Source organism: Mycolicibacterium canariasense (assembly GCF_002101555.1).
Lineage (GTDB): Bacteria > Actinomycetota > Actinomycetes > Mycobacteriales > Mycobacteriaceae > Mycobacterium > Mycobacterium canariasense.
Window position 1 is genome coordinate 23,404 of the sequence record NZ_LQOL01000111.1, and the last position, 22,550, is coordinate 45,953.

Consider the following 22,550-nt stretch of genomic DNA (forward strand, 5'->3'; position numbering starts at 1 on the left):
CGCTACCTCCGCCGTGAGGTCAGGTAGTCGCCCACCACGGCGGCGCCGAGACCATCCAGATCCGGTACGACGACGCGGCCCTGCACCCGGCGGGCGACCTGGTCGATGAATCTGGCGAGTCCCGGATCGTTGCCGAGCCGGAAGATGGTGACCTGCGCGCCGAGCCGGGCCACCTCGTCGAAACCCTTGACCGTGAACGCGATGGTGCGCGGGTGCGGCGGGTAGTCGAAAAATACCGAAGAGCCCTCGTTGCCGCCGTAGTCCTCCAGGTGGGCGGTGGGCTCACCGTCGGTGACGATGAGGATCACCGGCTGGGCATTGGGGTGCCGGCGCAGGTGCCGGGCGGCCAAGGCCAGCGCGTGATGCAGATTGGTGCCCTGCTCGTAGACGCCCTCCAGCCCGGTCAGTTCGGCCGCGGTCAGCGTCCGGGCGTACCGGCCGAACGCGATGATCTGCAGGTCATCGGACCGGAAGCGGGTGCTCACCAGATGATTCAGGGCCAACGCCGTGCGCTTCATCGGCAGCCACCGGTTCTCCATCACCATCGAGAAGCTGGTGTCCACCAGCAGCGCCACGCAGGCTTGGGTGCGGGTTTCGGTTTCGGAGACCTCCACGTCGTCGACCGTGATGGCCAGCGGCCCGTGCTCGTCGGTACCCGCCCGCCGCAGCACCGCATTCGTGAGCGTGCGCGTGACGTTCCAGGGTTCGGTGTCGCCGAACGCCCATGGCCGGGTCGCCCCGGTCAGTTCGCCCGCCGCCCCGGCCCGTTGGGTCTGACGTTCGCCGTTGCGCCCGGACAGTTGGCGCGCGACATCGCGCAGCGCGGTCTGGCCCAGCTGACGCATGGCCTTGGGCGACAACCGCCACTTACCGTCGGAACCGCGATCCAGGAAGCCCTGGTTCATCAGGGCGCGTTCCAGATCGGCGAGGGTGCGGGCGTTCACCGCCGCGTCGTCGCCGAGCTGACGGGCCAGCATGTCCAGGTCGACGTCCTCCATGGTGGCGCCCGGATAGCTCTGCGCCAGTTGCTCGGCCAGCTGCTCCAGCTCGGCGATGTCGGCCAGCGCCTGGGCTCCCTCGCCCATGCCCAGCGGGTCCCCGCCGGAGAACTCCTGCGATCCCGTCCAGTCCTCGCCGGGCCGCGCGGCCTGCAGGTGGGAATCCAGTCGGTTCAGCGCATTCATCAGCGACGGAGAACCGAACGCCTGCTGTGCCAGGGCATCCAGCTCGGCGCGCTGTTGCGCCGACAGGCTGTTACGGAAGCGCTGAGCGGCGGCGGCGCGTTGGGCCAGCGAATCGATCAGCTCTTCCACGTTGCGCGGATTCTCCGGGAAGTACTGGCCGTGCTTGGCCATGAAATCCTGAAAATCTTGCTCGGAGTCTTGGCCTTGTGCGTGCTTGTCGAGCAGGTCGTTGAGGTCGTCGAGCATGTCGTTGACGGCCTGGCGGTCCTCGTCGGTCGCGTTCTCCAGGGCCTGCTTCATGCCGGCGAAGCGTTGATCGAGCATCTCCCGGCCGAGCAGATCGCGGATCTGTTCGTACTTCTGCCTGGCCTCCGTCGAGCGCCAGTCGTAGTCGGCGAGTTCGCGTACCGCCTTGGCCGGGGACGGGGACAGCGCCTCCATCTGCATCTCGCCGAAGCGGGCGTCATCGTCGAGCGCGCGGGCCAGTTCCTTGCGTTCGGCCAGCACCGCCTCGTCGAGCAGTTTCTTGATGTCCTGCAGGGTGCCGTCGAGATTGTTGCGCTGCAACAACTCCCGTCGCTTGCGGTTGGCCTCGGCGGCGAGCTTGTCCGCCCCGGACAGGCTGCGGGTGCCGCGGCGCAGCAGCTCCGACAGTGCCCGTCGCGGTGACGAGCCCTCCATCACGTCCTGACCGATCTGCTCGAGTGCTTCGCGCAGGTCGACCGGCGGCGCCAGCGGGTCGGGTCCGCCGCTGTATCGCGAATATCTCGAAAGGTGTTTAACCATAAACTGTTTCGCCCTCATCGGAGGTCTTGTCGATCCGCTTGGCCAGGTACAGCGCTTCCAGGGCCAGCTCCACCGCCGCGGCCCGTTCACCGTCATTGGTGGCCCCGAGCCGTTCGGCGATCGCGTCCAGCACCGGCAGATCGGGCAGCGCGGCCAGCACGTCCTTGGCGCTGACCCGCTCACCCGTCGTCACCGGCGAGCCGTCCTCGACGGCGGCCACCAGGGGGCCCACGTCGATACCGCCCAGTGCCCGCGACGCGGTGTCGGCCGTCGCCCGGCGCAGCAGATGCTCCAGCACCACCTGCTCGCGGCCTTCCTCACCGGACTCGAATTCGAGCTTGCCGCGCAGCACGTCGATCACGGTGCCGAGGTCGACGACGCGGGCCACCGGCTCCTGTTCGCCGAGAATGGCCCCACGGTGCCGGGCGGACGCGGCCACCGTTTCGGCGGCGGCGATCGCGAACCGCGCCGACACCCCGGACCGCTGGTCGACGGCGCTGGACTCGCGCAGCGAACGGGCGAACCGGGCGACGATCTGCAACAGGTAGTCGGGCACCGGCGCGCTCAGGTGCGCCTCCTGCCTGATGACGGCCACCTCGGCGGCCAGCTCGAGCGGGTAATGGGTGCGGATCTCGGCGCCGAACCGGTCCTTGAGGGGGGTGATGATGCGGCCGCGGTTGGTGTAGTCCTCCGGGTTGGCGCTGGCGACGACGAGCACGTCGAGCGGCAGCCGCAGGGTGTAGCCGCGGACCTGGATGTCGCGCTCCTCCATCACGTTGAGCATGGCCACCTGGATGCGCTCGGCGAGGTCGGGCAGCTCGTTGACGGCGACGATGCCGCGATGCGAACGGGGAATCAGGCCGTAGGCGATGGTCTCGGGGTCGCCGAGGCTGCGGCCCTCGGCCACCTTGATGGGATCGATATCACCGACCAGGTCGGCGACGCTGGTATCGGGAGTCGCGAGCTTCTCGGTGTACCGCTCGCTGCGGTGACGCCAGGCGATCGGGAGGTCGTCGCCGACCTCGGCGGCCCGGCGGATCGATTCCGGGGTGATGGGGCTGTAGGGGTGCTCCCCCAGCTCAGAGCCGGCGATGACGGGCGTCCACTCGTCGAGCAGGCCGGCCAGTGAGCGCAGCAGGCGGGTCTTGCCCTGTCCACGCTCACCCAGCAGCACGAAGTCGTGTCCGGCGATCAGGGCGCGTTCGACCTGGGGCAGCACGGTGTCCTCGAAACCGAACAGGCCGGGCCAGATGTCGTCGCCGGTGGCCAGCCTGGCCAACAGGTTCTCCCGGATCTCCTGCTTGATCCCGCGCTCGACATGACCGGAAGCGCGCAGCTCGCCGACGGTGCGGGGCAGATTGTTAGGTGACGTCACCACTCCACGCTACGACTGCTGCCGAGTACCGGCATGGTCACCTGAATTTTCCCCGCCCCAAGTACCCAGTACCATGGGTACCGTGAATTCGCTCGAATGGCGTGACCGGCCGACCACCGTGCAATTCGGCCCGGCCTGCCGGCAATCACGATTGCTGGGTGTGCTGACCGCGATCTCCCTGCGCACCGTGCTGGGTATCGTCACGATCATCGGCCTGATCGTCAACAAGGTGTGGCCGGCCGGATTGCAGCGCGCCCACCTCGATGTCATCGACCGGCCGCTGCGGTTCATCCCGCCGCTGCCCGGCACCAGCGTCACACCGGAGCGGCTGCCGCACTGCCCGGCCGAGTGGGTCGTCGCACCGGACGCCCGCGACTCCGATCGGGTGATCATCTACTTCCACGGGTCTGCGCTGGTGACCCTCGGCCTCAACTCGCATCGGCGGTTCGCCTCGAAACTGTCCGAGGCCACCGGTTCTCAGGTGTTCAACGTCGGGTATCGCCTGGCCCCGCAGGCCAGCATCGAAGAGGCCGTCGAGGACGGCCTGGACGCCTACCGGCATGTGCTCTCCCTCGGATTCACCCCGGATCGCATTGTGCTGGCCGGTGATTCGGCCGGCGGACTGATGGCCGCCGATACCGCGCTGGCGATCCGCGACGCCGGGCTACCGGTGCCCGCCGGCCAGGTTCTGCTGTCGGCGCTGACGTCGGCGGACATGCAGCTGAAGTACGCGGCGCTCAAGGAGCACACGGATGTGCTGTTCCCGTTCATGACCGTCAAGTTCATCTACGACGTCTTCGCCACCGTCAACGGCACCCGACCGGTGCCGGTCATGCCGTCCGAGGCGAACATGAGCGGACTGGGCCCCTTCCTGTTGCAAATCGGCACCAACGAGATGCTGCGCAACGACACCTTCACACTCGCCGACCGGCTACAGGCCGACGGTGTCCCGGTGTGGGTCCAGGTGTGGGACAAGGCGATGCACATGTTCCAGCTGTCCTTCGACGTGAACCCCGACGCCCGCCGTGCGGTCGAGGAGATCGCGTCGTTCGTGGAGTACGTGACGACGGCGGCTCGCGACGAGGCGGCGTCCTAGCGCCGGACTCCGGTCGGGTTGCCTCCGCCGTGCTCCAGCGAAATCGACCTCAGGGCTGTGGCGAGTTGTCCACAGCCCTCACGTCGATTTCGCTGGAGCACCCGAGACGTCGGTGGCTACTGACACGATGCGGGCATGGACCCGATCATCGGCTCGGAGGCCATCGCGAGCGGAGCGCTCACCAGGGCAGAACTGCGCTGGCGATTCACCGCGCTCTACCCGAATGTCTATGTGCCGAAAGACGCCACGCCCAGCCTGGGTACCTATGCCACGGCTGCGTGGTTGTGGAGCGGCCGGCGCGGCATCATCGCGGGCCGGACGGCGGCGGCACTGTACGGCGTGCCGTGGATCGCGAACACGGGTCCCATTGAGCTCATCGCGCCGAACAGCAAGCACCCGGAAGGGCTGATCGTTCGCAATGAACGTATCGCCGTGGACGAGATCCGAATCATCGACGGCGTGCCGATCACCACTCCTGAGCGCACCTCTCTCGACCTGGCCAGGCACTTGGAGCTACAGACCGCCGTCGAACACCTCGACGCCCTGGCCGCGATCACCGGGCTGCGCAAGGACGATGTCTGGCACCTCGAAGAGCGCTACCCCGCCGCACGGGGCATCATCGCGGCCAGGCAGGCAATAGCCCTGATGGACGCCGGCTCCGGGTCACGATGGGAAACCCGGGTGCGGCTGATCATTCGGAGTGCCTCGGGTATCCCCGTTCCTCGCGTCGGCATCCGCATCAGCGACCTCACCATCGCGATGGGCTGGCCGAGATGGAAAGTCGGTATCGACTGCCGGGAACGACCGGCCGACGAGCGCGATTTCCTGCAGCGCATCGGCTGGACCATGGTGGCGGCGCTGCCACAGCACACCCGGGCTTCGATCATCGCGCGGGCCCGCACCGCGGTGTGGGCCCGCGCCGCTGCCTAGTGCGCGAAGTGCCGGGCCCCGGTGAGGTACAGCGTGATCCCGGCCTTCGCCGCGGCCTCGGTCACCATGTCGTCACGCATCGAACCACCTGGGTGCACAATCGCTTTCACGCCCGCATTGGTCAGGGTCTCCAGGCCGTCCGGGAACGGGAAGAAGGCATCCGAGGCCGCGACCGCGCCCTTGACCCGGTCACCGCCGCGCTCCACCGCCAGCCGGGCGGCATCCACCCGGTTCACCTGACCCATGCCCACCCCCACGGTGGCACCGTCGGCCGCGACGACGATGGCGTTCGATTTCACCGCGCGGCAGGCCCGCCACGCGAACACCAGGTCGGCCAGCGTGGCCGGATCGGCGGGCGTGCCGGTGGCCAGCGTCCAGTTGGCCGGGTTGTCACCCGCGGCGTCCAGCGCGTCGCGCTCCTGCAGCAGCAATCCACCGCTGATCTGCCGGAATTCGACACCGCTGTCCTGCGGCTCGGAGGCCACCAGGATGCGGATGTTCTTCTTACCGGACAGGATCTCGACCGCGCCGGGCTCATAGGCGGGCGCGACGATCACCTCGGTGAAGATGTCGGCCACCGTCTGCGCCATTTCCACGCTGACGGTGGAGTTGGTTGCGATGACCCCACCGAAAGCCGAAAGCGGGTCGCATTCATGGGCTTTGCGATGCGCGTCGGCCACCGACACCGACGAGACGGCGATACCGCACGGGTTGGCGTGCTTGATGATCGCGACACAGGTCTGCTCGTGGTCGAATGCGGCCCGCCAGGCCGCATCGGCATCGGTGTAGTTGTTGTAGGACATCTCCTTGCCGTGCAGCTGCTCGGCCTGGGCTAGGCCCGGCCAGCCGGCGTCGTCGCGGTACAGCGCCGCACCCTGGTGCGGGTTCTCGCCGTAGCGCAGCACCGCGGCGCGGTGCCAGGTGGCACCCACCCACTGCGGCGGGCCGTCCGGGCCTGCGCCGTCTTCGGGCGCCAGCACCGAACCCATCCAGCTGGCCACCGCGACGTCGTACTCGGCGGTGTGCCGGAATGCCAACGCCGCCAGCCGCTTCCGCTCGGCCAGGGTGAAACCACCGGACCGCACGGCGGCCAGCACGCCCTCATAACCGAGCGGGTCGACGACCACGGCCACGCTGGGATGGTTCTTGGCGGCGGCGCGCACCATGGACGGTCCGCCGATGTCGATCTGCTCGACGCACTCGTCGGGCGCCGCACCGGAAGCCACCGTCTCGGTGAACGGGTAGAGGTTGACCACGACGAGCTCGAACGGGGCGATACCCAGATCCGCCAGCGCCGCCTCGTGCTCGGACTTGCGCAGGTCGGCGAGCAGGCCCGCGTGCACCTTCGGATGCAGCGTCTTCACCCGGCCGTCGAGCACCTCGGGGAAGCCGGTGACATCCTCCACCGGGGTGACCGGAACACCCGCCTCGGCAATCGTTTTCGCGGTGGATCCGGTCGACACGATGCTCACGCCCGCGTCGTGCAGCCCGCGGGCCAGCGCCCCCAGACCCGTCTTGTCGTACACGCTGATCAACGCGCGCCGGATCGGCCGCTTTTCACTCATCGTTGCATCCTCAACATCCGAAGGCCGCCTTTCGCCCGGTCCAGGTGAGGCCGCGGGTAGCCACCGCGGCGAGCACGTCCACCAGTAGTCGTCGTTCGACCACCTTGATGCGTTCGTGCAAAGTTTCTTCGTCGTCATCATCGAGCACGGGCACGGTTTCCTGCGCCAGAATCGGCCCGGTGTCGGTCCCGGCATCGACCAGGTGCACCGTGGCGCCCGTCACGCGCACACCGTAGTCCAGCGCTTCGGCGACGGCCCGCGCGCCGGGGAAGGCCGGCAGCAAGGCCGGGTGGGTGTTCACCACGCGCCCTTCGAAGCGCGAAAGAAATTGGGGACCAAGAATTTTCATGAAACCGGCACTGACGACCAGATCGGGATCGTGGCGCGCCACCGCATCGGTGAGGGCAGCGTCCCAGCCGGCCCGGTCGGTGTGGTCGGCGAGCCGCACGGTGAACGACGGCACCCCGGCGCCCGCGGCGATCTCCAGCGCACGGCACGCCCGGTCCGTGCCGACGGCGACCACCTCGGCCGGGTAGTCACCCGCGGCCGCAGCCAGCAGTGCCTCCAGCAGGGATCCGGTACCCGAAGCCAACACCACCAGCCGCGACGGTGCGGTCGGAGGCACCCTGATCGGGTCCCGGAGCGGGGGCTGCACGCCCAGCAGCCTAGTCGGCCTGTTCGCGTGGCTTTTCGACCGGATCCCCGTCGGTGAGGAAGTGCTCTTCCGGATCGAGCAGGGCCTCGTCGGGCTCCGGTCGTTGGGTGCGGGGCGCCCCGGCCTCCTTGGTCTCCTGAGCCTCGGCAACCTCAGAGACCTCGACGACCTCGACGTCGATCGGTTCGTCCAACACCACCACATCGGTGACGGCATCGTCGGGCTCCGGCTCCGGCTCGGGTTCGGGAACTGGCTTGACCGGTTTGGGGCGCTTGGCCAGGCCACCGGCCATCGCCACGGTGAGTCCGCCGATCGACACGAACCAGAGGAACACCGCGGGCCCGAACGTGACCTGGTCGACTCCGACGTCGCCGAAGTTGCCGAGCCGTCCACCGCCGGCGTGGCCGAGCAGCGCCATCACCGCGGCCGCGATGGCGGCGGCCACCACCAGCTTCGCGGCGGCGGTGGGCAGCGGCACCGGCCGTCGCGCACACTGCTGTCCCAGCGCCACCGCCGATACAGCGGCGACGATCAGCAGCGCGACCCAGATCGGCCCCAGCGGCGGGGTGGGCATGGCCGCCAATACCGGCACCGCCGGGATGTCACCGCCCAGCACGGTGAACGAGCTGAAGGTGGCCAGCCCGACATGCGCCGTCGACCCGACCGCCACCGCCGCGGTTCCGACGATGACGTTGGGGATGTACAGCGCCGACAGCAGGGTGAGGCTGAACTGCCCGAATACCGAGTCGGTGATCCCGAACAGGTCGTGCATGGTGCCCCAGTGCACGATCAGCGAGCCCGCGGCCACCACGCCGGACAGGCCGAAGAGCGCGAGCACGCCGGCGCCGGCGCCGCGCAGGGCGTCGGGCAGCCAGCCCGGCACCCAGGGCACCGACCGCATCTTGCCGGTGAGCAGGACGCCGACGACCGCACCGATCGCGTGCACCGCCAGCACGCCGGCGAATGCGCGCCCGGCGTTCGGCGTCTGCAGTTCGGTGAGCACCGAGGACGCGTCGTGGATGACGGCCAGCGCGAGCGCCGCGATGAGCAACGGGCCGCCCAGCGCGGAGGCCACCACCCAGCGGATGACGAACCAGGACGACCGCGCCGCGGCCGCGGCCGTCGTCCGGGCGGTGCCCCACACCATCAGCAACACCGGCAGCAGCGGCATCACACCGAGCTCGCGGCCACCGATCGACACCGGTACCTGGTGCACGCCGAGCCACATGCTGGCGATCGCGCCGAAGGCGCCGGTCATATCGCTGTTGGCGATGAGCAACTGCAGCAGCGTCACCGCCGCGATGATGCCGAGGGCAACCAGCGAGGGACCGAACGCGACGCGCAGCAGGTCGCGTGCCTGCCGGGTGCCGACTGACCGGTTGTCCACTAGCTGGGTCGCTCCTCGCGTGCTGGGCTCACGCATCCGGTGTCCACCTCGCCCGGATGCGCGACGCCCAGACTACGACGGCGGCGGCCCAGCTTGCTCTGAGGACGCGGCGTGAGATTGTGTCGGGACCGCTGTGGTCGGGTCGGACGATCCGGCCGGCTGCGGCTGACCGAACGCGGGGAAGCCGGTGGGCGGCGTGGGCGGGCCGCTCTGCGGACCGGGCGCACCGGCGGCGGCGAAACCGCCGGTATTGGGGCCCTGGTAACCGCCGCCGTACTGGGCGGGCGGGGCGTAGCCGGGCCGGCCCTGCGGGGGCGCGGGCGGTGCACCGTAGGGCTGACCCGGCTGACCGTGCTGTTGGCCGGGCTGCTGACCACCGTGCTGTCCGTAATACGGCGCGCCGTACTGGCCATAGGGCTGCTCGTACCGCGGCCGCGGTTCGGGCGCGGTGATGATGCCCGCCTCCAGCAGCAGCGCCGCGATCGCGGCACCGGCCTGCAGCACCGTGCAGATGATCACCAGATACAGCGCCCAGCCGATCGACACCCCCTGCGGTGCGTTGATCACCTCACCGAGCACCAGCAGGAAGGACAGCAGCGCGATGGCGGCCACCACACCGGCGGACACCTTCTGCTTGGGCAGCAGGGCGACGGCGCCGATCAGGCCGGCCAGCACCGACGCCGCCACCGCCAGCCCGATGCCGATGGTGCTGCCACTGGCGCTGCCGAACTGCGGGAAGTCCGAACTCTTGATGGTGAGCAGCGGTCCGAAGTTGAACGCGTAGGTGGCCAGTCCGAGGACGGCGACGGCGGCGAACAGGTAGACCGGCAGCTTGACCGGCTCGGCCGGATCCGTGACCTTCCCGAACTGCTGGGTCGGCGCGACGTACTGGTTGCCCTGCTGGGACTGCGGATATCCGGGACTACCGGGTGGGTAGGTCATGACTCTCCTGTGTCGGCGATCTCGACCACCCACGCTAGCGCACCCACATGTGAGCGACCTCAGGCCGATACGAGCACCGACGGGTCCAGCGCGCCTTCCTCGGACGCCTCGATTTCGCGGACCAGCGGCAGCACGTGCTTGCCGAAGTACTCGATTTCTTCCTGGAAGTGGAGGAAGCCGCCCAAGATGAGGTCGACACCCCGTTTGCGGTAGGCGGCGATGCGTTCGGCGATCTGCTCGGGGGTCCCGATCAGCTGGGTGCGGAACCCGTCGTTGTACTGGACGAGGTCCTCGAACGAGGAGTCGGCCCACATGCCCTTCTTGTCCGACGTCGAGCTCCCGGCCTGTTGGACGGCGCCGCGGAAGCCCTCGACGGCCGGCTTGTTGGCCTTGGCGATGATCTCGCGGAGGACCTCTTTCGCCTCTTTCTCGGTGTCCCTGGCGATGATGAACCCGTTGAGGCCGAACTTCACCTCACGGCCCGCGGCTCTCGCGTGGTCGCGGACGTCGACCACCTGTTCGGTGATGCCGTCGAAATCCTTGCCGTTGGAGAAGTACCAGTCGGCGTAGTAGCCGCCGTTGCGGCGGGCGGCCGTGGAATTGCCACCCTGGAATAGTTCGGGGTTGGAGCGCTCGGGGGTGTTCAACGGCTTGGGCTTGAGCGTGAAGTCGTGGATGCGATAGAAGTCGCCGCGGAAGTCCACGTCGTCCTCGGTCCAGATCTTGCGCAGCACCTGCAGGAACTCGGCGCTGCGTCGGTAGCGCTCGTCGTGCTCCAGCCAGGGCTCGCCCAGGTGGGTGAACTCGTCCTTGAACCAGCCGGACACCACGTTGACCGCGAACCGGCCGCCGGACAGGTGATCGGCGGTGGCCCCCAGCTTGGCCAACACGGCGGGCTGCCACAGGCCCGGATGCACCGCGGCGATCACCTTGAGCCGCTCGGTGGCCAGCAGCAGGGCCAAGCTGAAACTGGTCGATTCGTGCTGGTACTCCGCGCCGTAGCTGGCCTCGTACCGGACCTGCGACAGGGCGTACTCGAACCCGTTGTTCTCCGCGGTCTGCGCGAGCTTCTTGTTGTACTCGTAATTCCAGTCGGTGCGCTGCTCGATATCACTGGTCACCAGGCCGCCACTGACGTTGGGCACCCAGTAGGCGAACGTGATGTGGTCGGCGATGCGTTCGGTCGTCATGGCTGCCATCGCAGCAGCCCGCGCGGCGATAGTCACCGGTAACGATCTGCCTGAACCGAACCGACCCCGCCCCGCCCTTGCCCTCCAGACTAGAACACGTTCTAATTCTTGCCATGGACTATGGGCTCGTACTCTTCACCAGCGATCGCGGCATCACCCCGGCGGCCGCTGGCAAGCTCGCCGACGACCACGGTTTCACCACCTTCTACGTGCCCGAGCACACCCACATCCCGATCAAGCGGCAGGCCGCGCATCCGACCACCGGTGACGAGACCCTGCCCGACGACCGCTACATGCGGACCCTCGATCCGTGGGTGTCGCTGGGTGGAGTGGCCGCCGTGACCGACCGGGTGCGGTTGTCCACCGCGGTGGCCCTGCCCGTCGAGCACGACCCCATCACGCTGGCCAAGTCGATCGCCACCCTCGATCACCTGTCCGGCGGCCGGGTCAGCCTCGGCGTCGGATTCGGTTGGAACACCGACGAACTCGCCGACCACAAGGTGCCGCCGGGTCGCCGGCGGACCATGTTGCGGGAGTACCTGGAGGCCATGCGGGCACTGTGGACCCAGGAAGAAGCCGCCTACGACGGCGAATTCGTCAATTTCGGCCCCAGCTGGGCGTGGCCCAAGCCGGTCCAGTCGCACATCCCGGTACTGGTCGGCGCGGCCGGCACCGAGAAGAACTTCAAGTGGATCGCGAAGTCGGCCGACGGCTGGATCACCACGCCCCGGGACTTCGACATCGACGAGCCGGTGAAGCTGTTGCAGGACACCTGGGCAACGGCCGGCCGCGACGGGGCCCCACAAATCGTCGCGCTCGACTTCAAGCCGGACCCCGACAAACTCGTGCGCTGGGCCGAACTTGGCGTCACCGAGGTGTTGTTCGGGCTGCCGGACAAATCCGAGGCGGAGGTCGGGGCGTACGTCGAGCGGCTGGCGGGCAAGCTCGCCGCCCTCGTCTGAGATTGCCGGACCACCGGCAAGGTAACCGCGACCGCCCTTTCGGTGACCTGCCGGATTTGCTGAGCTCAGGCCGGCGTCGCGCGATTGCCTTGTTCGGTCGAGCGCACCGCGATCGCCGCGCCCAGTGGTTCGCCGTCGGACAGCAGCGCCACCAGTTCCGCGTCGTCGGTGGTGGCCAGGAAGCGTGACTCGTCGGCGTCCAGTCGGCCGACGATGATGCCGGTGTGCGGGGTCCAGTCGTAACGCACCGTGTAGGTCTCGATGGTCGCCGCCCCGTCGGCCTGCTCGGTGACGGCCACCGCCGGGTAGCCGGCCACCTCGCCCTGCAGTTCGGCGCTGCGGTCGGGCACCCAGTCGGCGGGTTCGGTGGAGTAGATGCCGACCGAGTACTTGCTCGCGATACCGCCGTTGGCGCCGACGAGGGCGAATTGGCCGGGCTTGTCCCGCATTTCGTTGACCGCCTCGGCGATGCCGTGCAGCGAGTAGTTGTTGCCCGGACCGCCGAAGAAGGGCAGCCCGCCGGTCAGGGTCAGCCCGCGCTCGTCGTCGGTCGCCAGCCCGAGCCCGTCGCAGATGTTGAACACCGGGAACGGGAAGCAGCTGTAGAGGTCGAACGCCGCGATGTCCTCGACGCCGATACCCGCCACCCGCAGCGCCTCGTGCACCGCGAGCACCGAGGCGGGGCTGGCGCCCAGATCGGCCCGCTCCAGCAGTTTCTGTTCCTTCATGTCGGCGTGCCCGCGCAGATACACCCACTTGTCTTCCGGCACACCGAGTTTGCGCGCCGTGGCCACCGACATGAGCAGCGCCGCCGCACCCTGGTTCACCTGGTCGCGGGCCACCATGAGGCGCGGGTAGGGATCGCAGATCATCCGATTCGAGGCTGTCACGGTGACCAATTCGTCGACCGAACGTTCCGTCGGTGCCGACGAATACGGGTTCTTGGCAGCGACTTTGGAGAACGGCGCGAACAGTTCGGCCATCGCCAGCCGGCAGTCGGCGACCGATAGTCCCAGCCGGGCCCGCCGCGCGTTGTCCAGCAATCCGTACTGGACCGGGGCGCCGATGAGGCCGTGCTTGATCGTGTACTCGTCGAAGATGCCGTCGTAGCCGTAGCCACGGTCCTCCAGCTGCCCGCCGACGGTCTCGGAGTGATCGGGCCTGTCGTCGCGGTCCGCGAAGTACCGCAGGCTGGAGGTGTTCTCCGATCCCATCACCAGCACCACGTCGGACTCGCCTTCGGCGATGGCACCGGCGAACTCGGTGACCAGACGCTGCGGGCTCTGGCCGCCGATCACCTCCAGCACGGCTCGCGCGGGGTCCGCGCCGATGCGCGCGGCCACCGACCGCGGGTAGTTGTCGGACTTGCCCAGGGGTGCCGGTGTCCGGCCGGAGATCTCGAATTGCCGGGTTCCGGCAATGACGTCGATGGCGCGTGCCACGGCGGCGGGATCGGTGCCGGTGTTCTCCAGGGCGGCGCGCGCCGCGGCGGCGGCGAGGTCGACCGACGACATGCCGCGGTAACCGGAATCGCCGAGGCGTTCGGTGAACTGGCCCACGCCGACGATGACCGGGGTGCGGGGATCGACCATGACACATCTCCTGACAGGTGTTAATTCGCCAGGCTAATGGATAGCGGTAGCGGAAGCACAACAGCCTCTACGTCACGATTGGTGTACAACTCATTCGACGTACATCAAGTTGGACGTACAATTGCCGGATGTCGTGGCCGGTTCGTCCGATGTCCCTGGTGGTGGGTGGCGTGGTGCCGCCGGAGAACGTCGTGGGCCGCGTCCGGGAGCAGCAGGAGATCCTGGCCAGCGTGGTCGACGGGGGTGCGGCCCTGGTCGGCGACCGCAGGCACGGGAAGACCTCGCTGGCCCGATTGGTGGCCCACACCGCCCGCGGACGCGGCTGGCCGGTGATCTCGGTGAGTGCCGAACGGCAGACCTACACCGAGTTCGTGTCGGCGCTGGCGGGTGAGCTCGGGCGGCTCGACACGGCGCTGCGGCAGGAGGTCGAGCGCTGGAAGATCGCCTTCGGCACCGGTCCGGTGCGGTTCGAGCGAGCGCGCGCCGAAGCCGCACTCGACGACCTGCTGCACCGCGCCGTCGGCCGCGCCGGCGGCGGCCCGCTGGTGCTGTTCATCGACGAGGTCACCGTGCTGGCCCGCAATCTGGAGCGCGAAAAGCCGGGCGGCGGAGACGGTTTCCTGCATCTGCTGCGTCGCCTACGGCAAGAGCACCCCGGCCGGCTGGCCACGGTGCTGTCCGGATCGATCGGCTTCCACCATATTTCGGGCGACGCCCTGAGCTCGGTCAACGACATCCGTAAGGTCACGGTCGGCCCGATCCGCCCCGACCATGCCACCTATCTGGCCGAATGCCTGCTACTGGGCGCGCAGGTCGGCACGACCGACCGCCACGCGGTGGCCAACGCCGTCGCGGAGGCGGCCGAACACGTGCCGTACTACATCCAGCACCTGGTGGCCGCGGCAGCCCGGCTCGGCGAACCGGTCAGCGCCGAACGCATCCCGCGGTTGCTCGACGCGGCGATCGCCGATCCGCACGATCCGTGGGATCTGCGCCATTACCGCGACCGGCTGCGCAACTATTACGGCGACGATGCGCCGGCCATCGCCGGGTTGCTCGACATCTATGCCCACGCTTCGGAACCGTTGAGCGTCAACGCGGTTATGCGGCTGTTGCACAGCGAGGGCTCCCCCATCACCGACAAGGACCAGCTGGTGTCCTTCATCGAACGGCTCGAGCAGGACCACTATCTGCGCCGGCACCGCGAGGACGACGTCTTCGCCTCCGGACTGGTACAGCGCGCCTGGCAGGCCATGCGGAGATGAACCGATGAGCGCACCGCTGTACACCCCGGGCACCGCCGGCGCCGCCGACCTGGCAGCGCGCACGGTCGGGCGGCAAGCGCTGCTGGCGCGGCTGACCCAGCGCATCGGGACGGCCGCGACGGACGGTTCCCGGCCACACACCCTGCTCGTCGGACCGCGCGGCAGCGGTAAGACCCACACCGTGCGCGTCGCCCTGTATCGCACCCTGACCACACACGCCGAACACATTCTGCCCCTTGTCATTCCCGAAGACGCCTTGGCGATCGGGAGTTACGCCGATCTGCTCGTCGAGCTGCTGCGGACCCATCGGGCGGACGCCAACGGTCTGCGCGACGACGTGGTCGAGCTGGAACGGACCATCGTCGAGATCGCCGACGGCCGGATGGTACTGGTCGTGATCGAGAATCTGGACCGGGTCTTCGACGCGATCGGTGAAGCCGGCCAAGGCAGCCTGCGGGCGTGGGTCGAGACATCAACGGCCGTCACGATTTTTGCCACCGCACCGACTCTGTTCCCCGGTGTGTCGTCACGTACCCATCCCTGGTACGGCTCCTTCATCATCGAGCACCTGGACGACCTGAGCGTGCAGGACGGAGCGCAGATCGTGGCCCGGACGGCCCGCGACCGTGGCGACGACGAGCTGGCCGGCTATGCGTGCTCGCCCGACGGTCTGCACCGACTGACGGAGATCGCCGCGGTGACCGGTGGGGCACCCCGGATGTGGCGCATGGTCGGCGACGTCGCCGACCGCGACGGCCTGGCCGCCGTCACCCCGGTACTGACCGCGTTACTGGACCGGTTGACCCCGGTCTACCAGCATCGGCTGTGGGGACTGCCGGCCGGTGAGCAGCGCTTGGTGGTCGAGATCGCACGCGGCGACGGGCCACGCACGGTGTCCGATCTCGCTGCTGCCGTGGGGGTTTCGAGCCAGACCGCGTCTGCGGCGCTGGGCCGGCTGGTGGCCGCGCGCTGGGTGACGGCCGCCAAGTCCGATACCGGTGACCGGCGCGCCACCTGGTACGACCTCACCGAGCCACTGGTGCGCCACGTGCTGCGCTACCGGGAGGGGCAGCCACCCACCCCTTGACGAGGCTGTCACTTAGTGACACAGTGGAGCTGTCACTAAGTGACAAGGCAAAGGGGGTGGTGCAGATCGGTGACAAACAGGCGCAGGCCCGCCTGGCCGTGTCTCGACACGCGGCCACCCTCTTCTGGGAACGCGGGGTCGCCGCCACCAGTGGCGACGATATTGCCGCTGCCGCAGGGCTTTCCACCAGAACAATCTGGCGCTACTTCCGGACCAAGGAGAGCTGCGTCGAGCCGCTGCTGGCCAAGTCGGCGGAACGCTTCCTGGATTCGGCGCGCCGCTGGCCGCACGAACTGTCCCTCATCGAACACCTGGCGGCCGAGGCCGTCGCATACCCACTGTCCCCGCAGGACATCGAGGACGAGGTCGCGGCGCTGCGGATCGCTACGCTGTCGCACACCGACCCCGCGCTGCGCACCGCGTACCTGATGGTGCACGACCAGATGGAGCGCGGATTGATCCCGGTGATCGCCGACCGGCTCGGCGTGCCGGACGACCATCTCACCGCGCGGCTCTACGCCGCCACGGTCACCGGCGCGTTCCGCGTCATCGATGAGGATGTCGGCCACACCGTCATCGTCGAGGGTAAGCCGGTCAGCCAGGACGAGGCCTACGCACTGATCGACCGGGCCATCCGGGAAGCCACCGACGGCCGCATCGGCGGACCTGTGCGGGGCTGACCCGTTCTCCCCCAATTCCTTACGAGCCCACATCACGGTGGGCCCGTCGACCCAGCACGCCCCGAGAAAGGACCACTGTGCCCACCCACATCACCGTCGAGGAATTCTTCCGCGCGCCCGAGCGCACCGCGGCGACCATCTCCCCCGACGGCACCCGGCTGGCCTATCTGGCTCCGTGGCGCAACCGCCTCAACATCTGGGTGCAGCGCCTGGACACCGACGAGCCGGCCCGCTGTGTCACCGCCGATGAGACCCGCAGCGTGTACATCTACCGCTGGACCCCTGACCCGCGCTGGCTGCTGTACATGCAGGACACCGGTGGCGACGAGAATTGGCACCTGTACCGCATCGATCTCGACGACCCGTCCGCCCCTGCGGTCGACCTCACCCCGTTTCCCGGCACCCGGGCGGATTTCGAGGTGCTCAAGGGTCGGCCCGGCAAGGCGATCGTCCAGCTCAACAAGCGCAATCCCGAACTGTTCGACGCCTACGAACTCGATATCGCCACCGGCGAGCTGACGCTGCTGGCCGAAAACCCCGGCACCGTGGTCGGATGGTTGAGCAGCCAGACCGGCGAACTGTTCACCAACACGCTGACGGCCGACGGCGACGTCGAACTGTCACACTGGGACCCGGCGGCAAAAGCGTTGCGTCCCATCAAGGTCTACGACGGCATGGGCTATCCGCTGGGCATCCACCCCATCGCCGTCACGCCGGATGGCACCGGGCTGTGGCTCGGGTCCAACGAGGGCACCGACCGCACCCGCCTGGTCCGCGTCGACGTGGCCACCGGCGCCGAGACCGAGGTCGACAGCCATCCCAGCCTCGAACTGGCCGCGCAGCTCATGCTGCCCTCACCGCTGATCCTCAGTTCCCGCACCGGCGAGCTGATCGGGGCCCGCTACTACGGGGAGCGTCAGGTGATCCACGCGCTGGATCCGGAATTCGCCGACGTGCTGGGTGCTTTGACGGCGCTCTCCGACGGTGACCTGGCCGCCATCTCCTCCGACGACAGCGGGCGGCGCTGGGTGGTGAGTTTCACCGACGACCGCGACCCTTGGGCCACCTATCTCTACGACCACGCCACCGGCGAGCACCGGCTGTTGTTCCGGCCGTACCCGCACCTGGATCCCGAGGCACTGGCCCCGATGCGCCCGGTCACCATCGAATCGCGCGACGGCCTGGACCTGCACGGCTATCTCACCCTGCCGGTCGGAACGGAGCAGACGAACCTGCCGATGGTCCTGCTGGTGCACGGCGGGCCATGGGCGCGGGACTGCTGGGGTTACCAACCCGACGTGCAACTGCTGGCCAACCGCGGATATGCGGTGCTGCAGGTCAACTTTCGCGGGTCAACGGGCTACGGCAAGGCGTTCGTCCAGGCCGCCATCGGTGAGTTCGCCGGCAAGATGCACGACGATCTGATCGACGCCGTCGACTGGGCCGTGCAGCGGGGCATCGCCGACCGGGAGCGGGTGGCGATCTTCGGCGGTTCCTACGGCGGGTACGCGGCGCTGGTCGGCGTGACCTTCACCCCCGATGTCTTCGCCGCGGCCATCGACTATGTCGGGATCTCCAGCCTGCCCAACTTCATGCGGACACTGCCGAACGTCGCCCGGCCCTTCCTGGCGAACAACTGGCACCGTTATGTCGGCGACCCGTCGGACCCGGCGCAGGAGGCCGATATGCTGGCCCGCTCGCCGATCACCAAGGTGGACGCCATCCGCACACCGCTGCTGATCGCCCAGGGCGTCAACGATTCTCGGGTGGTTCAGGCCGAGTCCGACAATATGGTCGCCGCCCTGCGGGCCTGCGGCGTGCAGGTCGAGTATCTGGTCAAGGACGACGAGGGCCACGGCTTCATCAACCCGGAAAATCAGATGGACCTGTACCACGCGGTCGAACGCTTCCTGGCCAAGCACCTCTGACCGATGCCGTCGACCTGACCTCATCGAAAGCCCATGTTCCGAGAGCTTCCGATCAGCTGGCGTTGCCGGGATAGATGCCGTCGTAACCCTTCGCGGCCATGAGTTCAGCGGTGGCCTGCCAGAGTTCGCGCCGGGTCCGCGGGTCGTCGGCCGGTGGGACGGGAGTAAGCAGCCGGGCGCTCTTTCCGGAGTAATACCCGCCCGATTGCAGCCCAGAGTCGGTGCCGACCCGCACGATGAGGTTGGCGCCGTTATGCGGATCACCGATACCGAGCACGTTCAGGATGCGCTCGAGTACGGCGGCGAAGCGCAGTTCACGGCCGAGGCCGGTGGTGTTGTAGCCGGGGTTGAGACACATGGCACTGATGGCCGTGCCGGCGAGCCGGTCGGCCAATTCGAGGGTGAACATGATGTCGAGCAGCTTGCTCTTGCCGTAGAGCGGTGAGGACTGCAGGGCATTGAAGGGCGCGGTGCTGGTCAGATCGTCGGGTATCCGCAGCGTGCCGTGCCGCCGCGACGCCTCGGAGGCGACCGTGACCACGCGGGCGCACGCTGCGCGCCGCAGTGCAGGCAGGACCGTGCCGGTGAGCAGCCATGGCGCGAGGTAGTTGACGGTGATCATCTCAGGCAGGCCGTCGACAGTGGTGCGCTGACTCATGGCATGCAGACCGGCGTTGTTGATCAGGACGTCCACCCGTGCGTAGCGGTGGTTGATCTCCATGCCCGCGCGGCGGGTACTGGCCAGATCGGTGAAATCGGCATCGATGATGTCGATGACGGTGTTCGGCGAAACCCGACGAATGTGGGTGACAGTCTGTTCGGCCCGCTCCGCGTTCCTCGCGGTGAGCACGAGGTGCGCGCCGCGACGCGCGAGATCGATGGCCGCCAGCTCACCGATGCCGCTCGTGGCGCCGGTGATCACGACTACGGGCGGTTCTGGTCGGTCGACATCCCAAATATTCATACTGGTCTAAGTTTAGACTTGGTGTATGGAAGTGCGCACATCCTCGACATCGACCGACACCTCGATGGGGTTGCGGGAACGCAAGAAACGGCAAACTTGGCGAGATATCCGCGCCGCCGCCAATCGCCTGCTCAGCGAGCACGACTACGCGTCCGTCAGCATCGATATGATCGCCGCCGAGGCGAATGTCTCACGCGCCACGTTCTTCAACTACTTCGCATCCAAGGACGCGGTGGTCTTCGATGCCGACCCCGATGAGCTCTCGGCTTACAGGTCGTTGCTCGACGCCCGGCCCCACGACGAGCCGACCTGGACCTCCCTGCGGCACATTCTGGTCGAGACAGTCACGTCTGTCGCCGAGCAAGTCGTCGTCCAACATCATCTCCTACAACGCAACCCGGCATTGGCAAGCGGTGGACGCACCTTCGGCGATCAGTTCCGCCACACTCTGATCGAGTGGGCCACTCAGCGAGCGATAGCGGCCGGGAGCACGGAATTCAGCGCCGCGCTGCTGGTCGCTGCGGCCGATGCCGCAGCGACCACCGCCTACCGGTTCTGGGACCCCGACACCGGCGCCCAGACGCTGCGTGATCTGCTCACCGCCGCCTTCGACACCGTGGGTGCGGGCTTCGTCGACTAGCCCTGAGACGCAAAATCCCCCGGAATCGATTGACTCCGAGGGATTTTGGCGTGCGTGGTGCGTTACAGGGTCTCGAAGATCTCCCGCGCCAGCTTGGCGGTCTCGGACGGCGTCTTGCCGACCTTCACGCCGGCGGCCTCGAGGGCTTCCTTCTTGCCCTGCGCGGTGCCCGCACCGTCGGAGACGATGGCACCGGCGTGGCCCATGGTCTTACCCTCCGGTGCGGTGAAACCGGCGACGTAGCCGACGACCGGCTTGGTGACGTTGGCCTGGATGTAGGCGCCGGCCTTCTCCTCGGCGTCGCCACCGATTTCGCCGATCATCACGATCAGCTTGGTCTCGGGATCCTTCTCGAACGCCTCGATGGCGTCGATGTGGGTGGTGCCGATGACCGGGTCGCCGCCGATCCCGATCGCGGTGGAGAAGCCGAGATCGCGCAGCTCGTACATCATCTGGTAGGTCAGCGTGCCGGACTTGGACACCAGACCGATCGGGCCCTTGCCGGTGATGTTGTTCGGCGTGATGCCGACCAGCGACTCACCGGGGGTGATGATGCCGGGGCAGTTCGGCCCGATGATCCGGGTCTTCTGGCCCTTCTCCACGTTGTAGGCCCACGCATAGGCGCTGTCCTGCACCGGGATTCCCTCGGTGATGACCACCAGCAGCGGGATCTCGGCGTCGATGGCCTCGATGATGGCGTCCTTCGAGAAGGCCGGCGGCACGAAGGCGATCGACACGTCGGCGCCCGTCTCCTTGATGGCCTCGGCCACCGAACCGAACACCGGCAGCTCGATATCGTTGCCGTTCTTGTCCTTATGCGAGACGGTCGTGCCGGCCTTGCGCGCGTTGACGCCGCCGACCACCTGGGTGCCGGCCTTGAGCATCAACGCGGTGTGCTTGGTGCCCTCGCCGCCGGTGATGCCCTGGACGATGACCTTGCTGTCCTTGTTCAGAAAAATCGACATTGATTGCGTCCCTTACTTGTTCGCCAGCTCGGCGGCTTTGTCGGCACCGGCGTCCATGGTCTCGGCCTGGATCACCAGCGGGTGGTTGGCCTCGGCCAGGATGCGCCGGCCCTCTTCGACGTTGTTGCCGTCCAGGCGAACCACGAGCGGCTTGTTGGCCTCGTCACCGAGGATCTGCAGCGCCTTGACGATGCCGTTGGCCACCGCGTCGCACGCGGTGATGCCACCGAACACGTTCACGAACACACTCTTGACCTGAGAGTCCCCGAGGATGACGTCCAGCCCGGCGGCCATCACCTCGGCCGAGGCGCCACCACCGATGTCGAGGAAGTTGGCCGGCTTCACGTTGCCGTGCTTCTCGCCGGCGTAGGCGACGACGTCCAGGGTCGACATGACCAGACCGGCACCGTTACCGATGATGCCGACCTCGCCGTCGAGCTTGACGTAGTTGAGGTCGTTCTCCTTGGCCTTGAGCTCCAGGGGATCGGTGGCGTCCTTGTCCTCGAACTCCGCGTGCCCGGGCTGCCGGAAGTCGGCGTTGGCGTCCAGGGTGACCTTGCCGTCCAGCGCCAGGATCTGGTCGTCGGGGGTGCGCACCAGCGGGTTGACCTCGACCAGGGTGGCGTCCTCGCCGACGAAGACCTCCCACAGCTTCTGGATGGTCACCGCGGCGGCGTCGAGCACCTCGGCGGGCAGGTGGCCTTTCTCGGCGATCTCTCGCGCGAACGCCAGATCGACACCCTTGACGGCGTCGACCGGCACCTTGGCCAGCCGCTCGGGCTTGGTGGCCGCGACCTCTTCGATCTCCATGCCGCCCTCGACCGAGCACATGGCCAGGTAGGTGCGGTTGGAGCGGTCCAGCAGGAAGGAGATGTAGTACTCCTCGGCGATGTCACTGGCCTCGGCGACGAGCAGCTTCTTGACGATGTGGCCCTTGATGTCCAGGCCGAGGATGTTCTGAGCGTGGGTGAAGGCGTCCTCCGGGGTGGCCGCGTACTTCACGCCGCCGGCCTTGCCGCGGCCGCCGACCTTGACCTGAGCCTTCACCATGACCGGCTTACCGATCTCCTCGGCGATCGCCTTGGCGTCCTCGGGCGAGTCGGTGACCCGGCCGGGCGTGGTGGGGACGTTGTGCTTGGCGAACAGCTCTTTCGCCTGATATTCGAAGAGATCCATGAGCTCGGAGAAATCCCTGTCTGTCTGCGTTGACGTTTGAATTCACTTCAGCGTTTGGGCCTGACTGGCTCGCTGGCACTTTATCGACCCGCGGCACGACCTCCCCCACCGCCCACCTGACTTGTGCTAAATCTCACCGACCCCAACCAGTGATACAAGTCACAATCCCGAATGGAATACC

The 22,550-nt window shown here is 67.9% G+C and carries 19 protein-coding genes; 8 read left to right on the forward strand and 11 right to left on the reverse strand.

All coding sequences use genetic code 11. The features are described from left to right. Window positions 1-2: 2 nt before the first annotated feature. Both AWB94_RS33250 and AWB94_RS33255 read right to left on the reverse strand, forming a co-directional pair. The gene (locus tag AWB94_RS33250) at window positions 3-1,970 is read right to left on the reverse strand and encodes a vWA domain-containing protein (RefSeq protein WP_062655611.1); all 1,968 of its coding nucleotides are present in this window, start codon (window positions 1,968-1,970) and stop codon (window positions 3-5) included. Further along, complete coding sequence (locus tag AWB94_RS33255) at window positions 1,963-3,345, reverse strand: sigma 54-interacting transcriptional regulator (RefSeq protein WP_062655621.1); 1,383 nt, start codon at window positions 3,343-3,345, stop codon at window positions 1,963-1,965. The genes AWB94_RS33250 and AWB94_RS33255 overlap by 8 nt, the downstream gene beginning before the upstream one ends. A 73-nt stretch (window positions 3,346-3,418) precedes the next feature. Between AWB94_RS33255 and AWB94_RS33260 the strand changes: the two genes are divergently transcribed. Further along, window positions 3,419-4,441, forward strand: coding sequence for an alpha/beta hydrolase (locus AWB94_RS33260; RefSeq protein WP_109762062.1), 1,023 nt, complete (start codon window positions 3,419-3,421; stop codon window positions 4,439-4,441). A gap of 135 nt (window positions 4,442-4,576) precedes the next feature. Further along, window positions 4,577-5,371: a type IV toxin-antitoxin system AbiEi family antitoxin gene (locus AWB94_RS33265; RefSeq protein ID WP_062655612.1), complete on the forward strand. Its 795-nt coding sequence runs from the start codon at window positions 4,577-4,579 to the stop codon at window positions 5,369-5,371. Here AWB94_RS33265 and purH read toward each other — a convergent pair. The 5 genes from purH to sfnG all read right to left on the reverse strand — a co-directional run bounded on the left by purH (window position 5,368) and on the right by sfnG (window position 11,110). Then, window positions 5,368-6,936, reverse strand: coding sequence for a bifunctional phosphoribosylaminoimidazolecarboxamide formyltransferase/IMP cyclohydrolase (gene purH / locus AWB94_RS33270; RefSeq protein ID WP_062655613.1), 1,569 nt, complete (start codon window positions 6,934-6,936; stop codon window positions 5,368-5,370). The two genes, AWB94_RS33265 and purH, sit on opposite strands and share 4 nt — an antisense overlap. 10 nt (window positions 6,937-6,946) lie before the next feature. Beyond that, entirely contained in the window at window positions 6,947-7,597 is a 651-nt protein-coding gene (gene purN / locus AWB94_RS33275; RefSeq protein ID WP_276054864.1) for a phosphoribosylglycinamide formyltransferase, read from the reverse strand. Between the two features lie 4 nt (window positions 7,598-7,601). Next, the gene (locus AWB94_RS33280; protein ID WP_062655615.1) at window positions 7,602-8,978 is read right to left on the reverse strand and encodes a cell division protein PerM; all 1,377 of its coding nucleotides are present in this window, start codon (window positions 8,976-8,978) and stop codon (window positions 7,602-7,604) included. Between the two features lie 72 nt (window positions 8,979-9,050). Next, complete coding sequence (locus AWB94_RS33285) at window positions 9,051-9,920, reverse strand: DUF5336 domain-containing protein (RefSeq protein ID WP_062655616.1); 870 nt, start codon at window positions 9,918-9,920, stop codon at window positions 9,051-9,053. A 59-nt stretch (window positions 9,921-9,979) separates the two neighbouring features. Beyond that, on the reverse strand, window positions 9,980-11,110 hold the full coding sequence (gene sfnG, locus AWB94_RS33290; protein ID WP_062655623.1) for a dimethylsulfone monooxygenase SfnG: 1,131 nt from the start codon (window positions 11,108-11,110) through the stop codon (window positions 9,980-9,982). A gap of 113 nt (window positions 11,111-11,223) precedes the next feature. Here sfnG and AWB94_RS33295 point away from each other — a divergent pair, with 113 nt between their 5' ends. Further along, the gene (locus tag AWB94_RS33295; protein ID WP_062655617.1) at window positions 11,224-12,072 is read left to right on the forward strand and encodes an LLM class F420-dependent oxidoreductase; all 849 of its coding nucleotides are present in this window, start codon (window positions 11,224-11,226) and stop codon (window positions 12,070-12,072) included. Between the two features lie 65 nt (window positions 12,073-12,137). Here AWB94_RS33295 and AWB94_RS33300 read toward each other — a convergent pair whose 3' ends face one another. Beyond that, window positions 12,138-13,664, reverse strand: a complete 1,527-nt coding sequence (locus AWB94_RS33300; protein ID WP_085122611.1) for an acetyl-CoA acetyltransferase — start codon at window positions 13,662-13,664, stop codon at window positions 12,138-12,140. A gap of 149 nt (window positions 13,665-13,813) precedes the next feature. On the opposite strand from AWB94_RS33300, the gene AWB94_RS33305 reads away from it, so the two are divergent. From AWB94_RS33305 to AWB94_RS33320, 4 genes are all read left to right on the forward strand, one after another. After that, window positions 13,814-14,929, forward strand: coding sequence for an ATP-binding protein (locus tag AWB94_RS33305; protein WP_062659508.1), 1,116 nt, complete (start codon window positions 13,814-13,816; stop codon window positions 14,927-14,929). Window positions 14,930-14,933: 4 nt separating this feature from the next. Next, complete coding sequence (locus AWB94_RS33310; RefSeq protein WP_062659416.1) at window positions 14,934-16,016, forward strand: MarR family transcriptional regulator; 1,083 nt, start codon at window positions 14,934-14,936, stop codon at window positions 16,014-16,016. A 56-nt stretch (window positions 16,017-16,072) separates the two neighbouring features. Continuing rightward, a complete protein-coding gene (locus tag AWB94_RS33315) occupies window positions 16,073-16,696 on the forward strand; it encodes a TetR/AcrR family transcriptional regulator (RefSeq protein ID WP_457920263.1) in 624 nt (207 codons plus the stop codon). A 77-nt stretch (window positions 16,697-16,773) separates the two neighbouring features. Continuing rightward, complete coding sequence (locus tag AWB94_RS33320; RefSeq protein ID WP_062659417.1) at window positions 16,774-18,624, forward strand: S9 family peptidase; 1,851 nt, start codon at window positions 16,774-16,776, stop codon at window positions 18,622-18,624. 52 nt (window positions 18,625-18,676) lie between these two features. Here the strand turns inward: AWB94_RS33320 and AWB94_RS33325 are convergent, their stop codons facing one another. After that, the gene (locus tag AWB94_RS33325; protein WP_062659418.1) at window positions 18,677-19,588 is read right to left on the reverse strand and encodes an SDR family NAD(P)-dependent oxidoreductase; all 912 of its coding nucleotides are present in this window, start codon (window positions 19,586-19,588) and stop codon (window positions 18,677-18,679) included. Between the two features lie 25 nt (window positions 19,589-19,613). On the opposite strand from AWB94_RS33325, the gene AWB94_RS33330 reads away from it, so the two are divergent. Further along, on the forward strand, window positions 19,614-20,228 hold the full coding sequence (locus tag AWB94_RS33330) for a TetR/AcrR family transcriptional regulator (RefSeq protein WP_062659419.1): 615 nt from the start codon (window positions 19,614-19,616) through the stop codon (window positions 20,226-20,228). Window positions 20,229-20,290: 62 nt separating this feature from the next. Here AWB94_RS33330 and sucD read toward each other — a convergent pair whose 3' ends face one another. After that, entirely contained in the window at window positions 20,291-21,193 is a 903-nt protein-coding gene (gene sucD / locus AWB94_RS33335) for a succinate--CoA ligase subunit alpha (protein WP_062659420.1), read from the reverse strand. A 12-nt stretch (window positions 21,194-21,205) separates the two neighbouring features. Continuing rightward, on the reverse strand, window positions 21,206-22,369 hold the full coding sequence (sucC, locus tag AWB94_RS33340; RefSeq protein WP_062659421.1) for an ADP-forming succinate--CoA ligase subunit beta: 1,164 nt from the start codon (window positions 22,367-22,369) through the stop codon (window positions 21,206-21,208). Window positions 22,370-22,550 lie beyond the last annotated feature (181 nt).

Coding starts and splice junctions, on each gene's coding strand:
- AWB94_RS33250 (WP_062655611.1), bottom strand. CDS start 1,970: ATGGTTAAACACCTTTCGAGATATTCGCGATACAGCGGCGGACCCGAC.
- AWB94_RS33260 (WP_109762062.1), top strand. CDS start 3,419: ATGGGTACCGTGAATTCGCTCGAATGGCGTGACCGGCCGACCACCGTG.
- AWB94_RS33265 (WP_062655612.1), top strand. CDS start 4,577: ATGGACCCGATCATCGGCTCGGAGGCCATCGCGAGCGGAGCGCTCACC.
- purH (WP_062655613.1), bottom strand. CDS start 6,936: ATGAGTGAAAAGCGGCCGATCCGGCGCGCGTTGATCAGCGTGTACGAC.
- AWB94_RS33285 (WP_062655616.1), bottom strand. CDS start 9,920: ATGACCTACCCACCCGGTAGTCCCGGATATCCGCAGTCCCAGCAGGGC.
- sfnG (WP_062655623.1), bottom strand. CDS start 11,110: ATGACGACCGAACGCATCGCCGACCACATCACGTTCGCCTACTGGGTG.
- AWB94_RS33295 (WP_062655617.1), top strand. CDS start 11,224: ATGGACTATGGGCTCGTACTCTTCACCAGCGATCGCGGCATCACCCCG.
- AWB94_RS33300 (WP_085122611.1), bottom strand. CDS start 13,664: ATGGTCGATCCCCGCACCCCGGTCATCGTCGGCGTGGGCCAGTTCACC.
- AWB94_RS33305 (WP_062659508.1), top strand. CDS start 13,814: ATGTCCCTGGTGGTGGGTGGCGTGGTGCCGCCGGAGAACGTCGTGGGC.
- AWB94_RS33310 (WP_062659416.1), top strand. CDS start 14,934: ATGAGCGCACCGCTGTACACCCCGGGCACCGCCGGCGCCGCCGACCTG.
- AWB94_RS33325 (WP_062659418.1), bottom strand. CDS start 19,588: ATGAATATTTGGGATGTCGACCGACCAGAACCGCCCGTAGTCGTGATC.
- AWB94_RS33330 (WP_062659419.1), top strand. CDS start 19,614: ATGGAAGTGCGCACATCCTCGACATCGACCGACACCTCGATGGGGTTG.
- sucD (WP_062659420.1), bottom strand. CDS start 21,193: ATGTCGATTTTTCTGAACAAGGACAGCAAGGTCATCGTCCAGGGCATC.
- sucC (WP_062659421.1), bottom strand. CDS start 22,369: ATGGATCTCTTCGAATATCAGGCGAAAGAGCTGTTCGCCAAGCACAAC.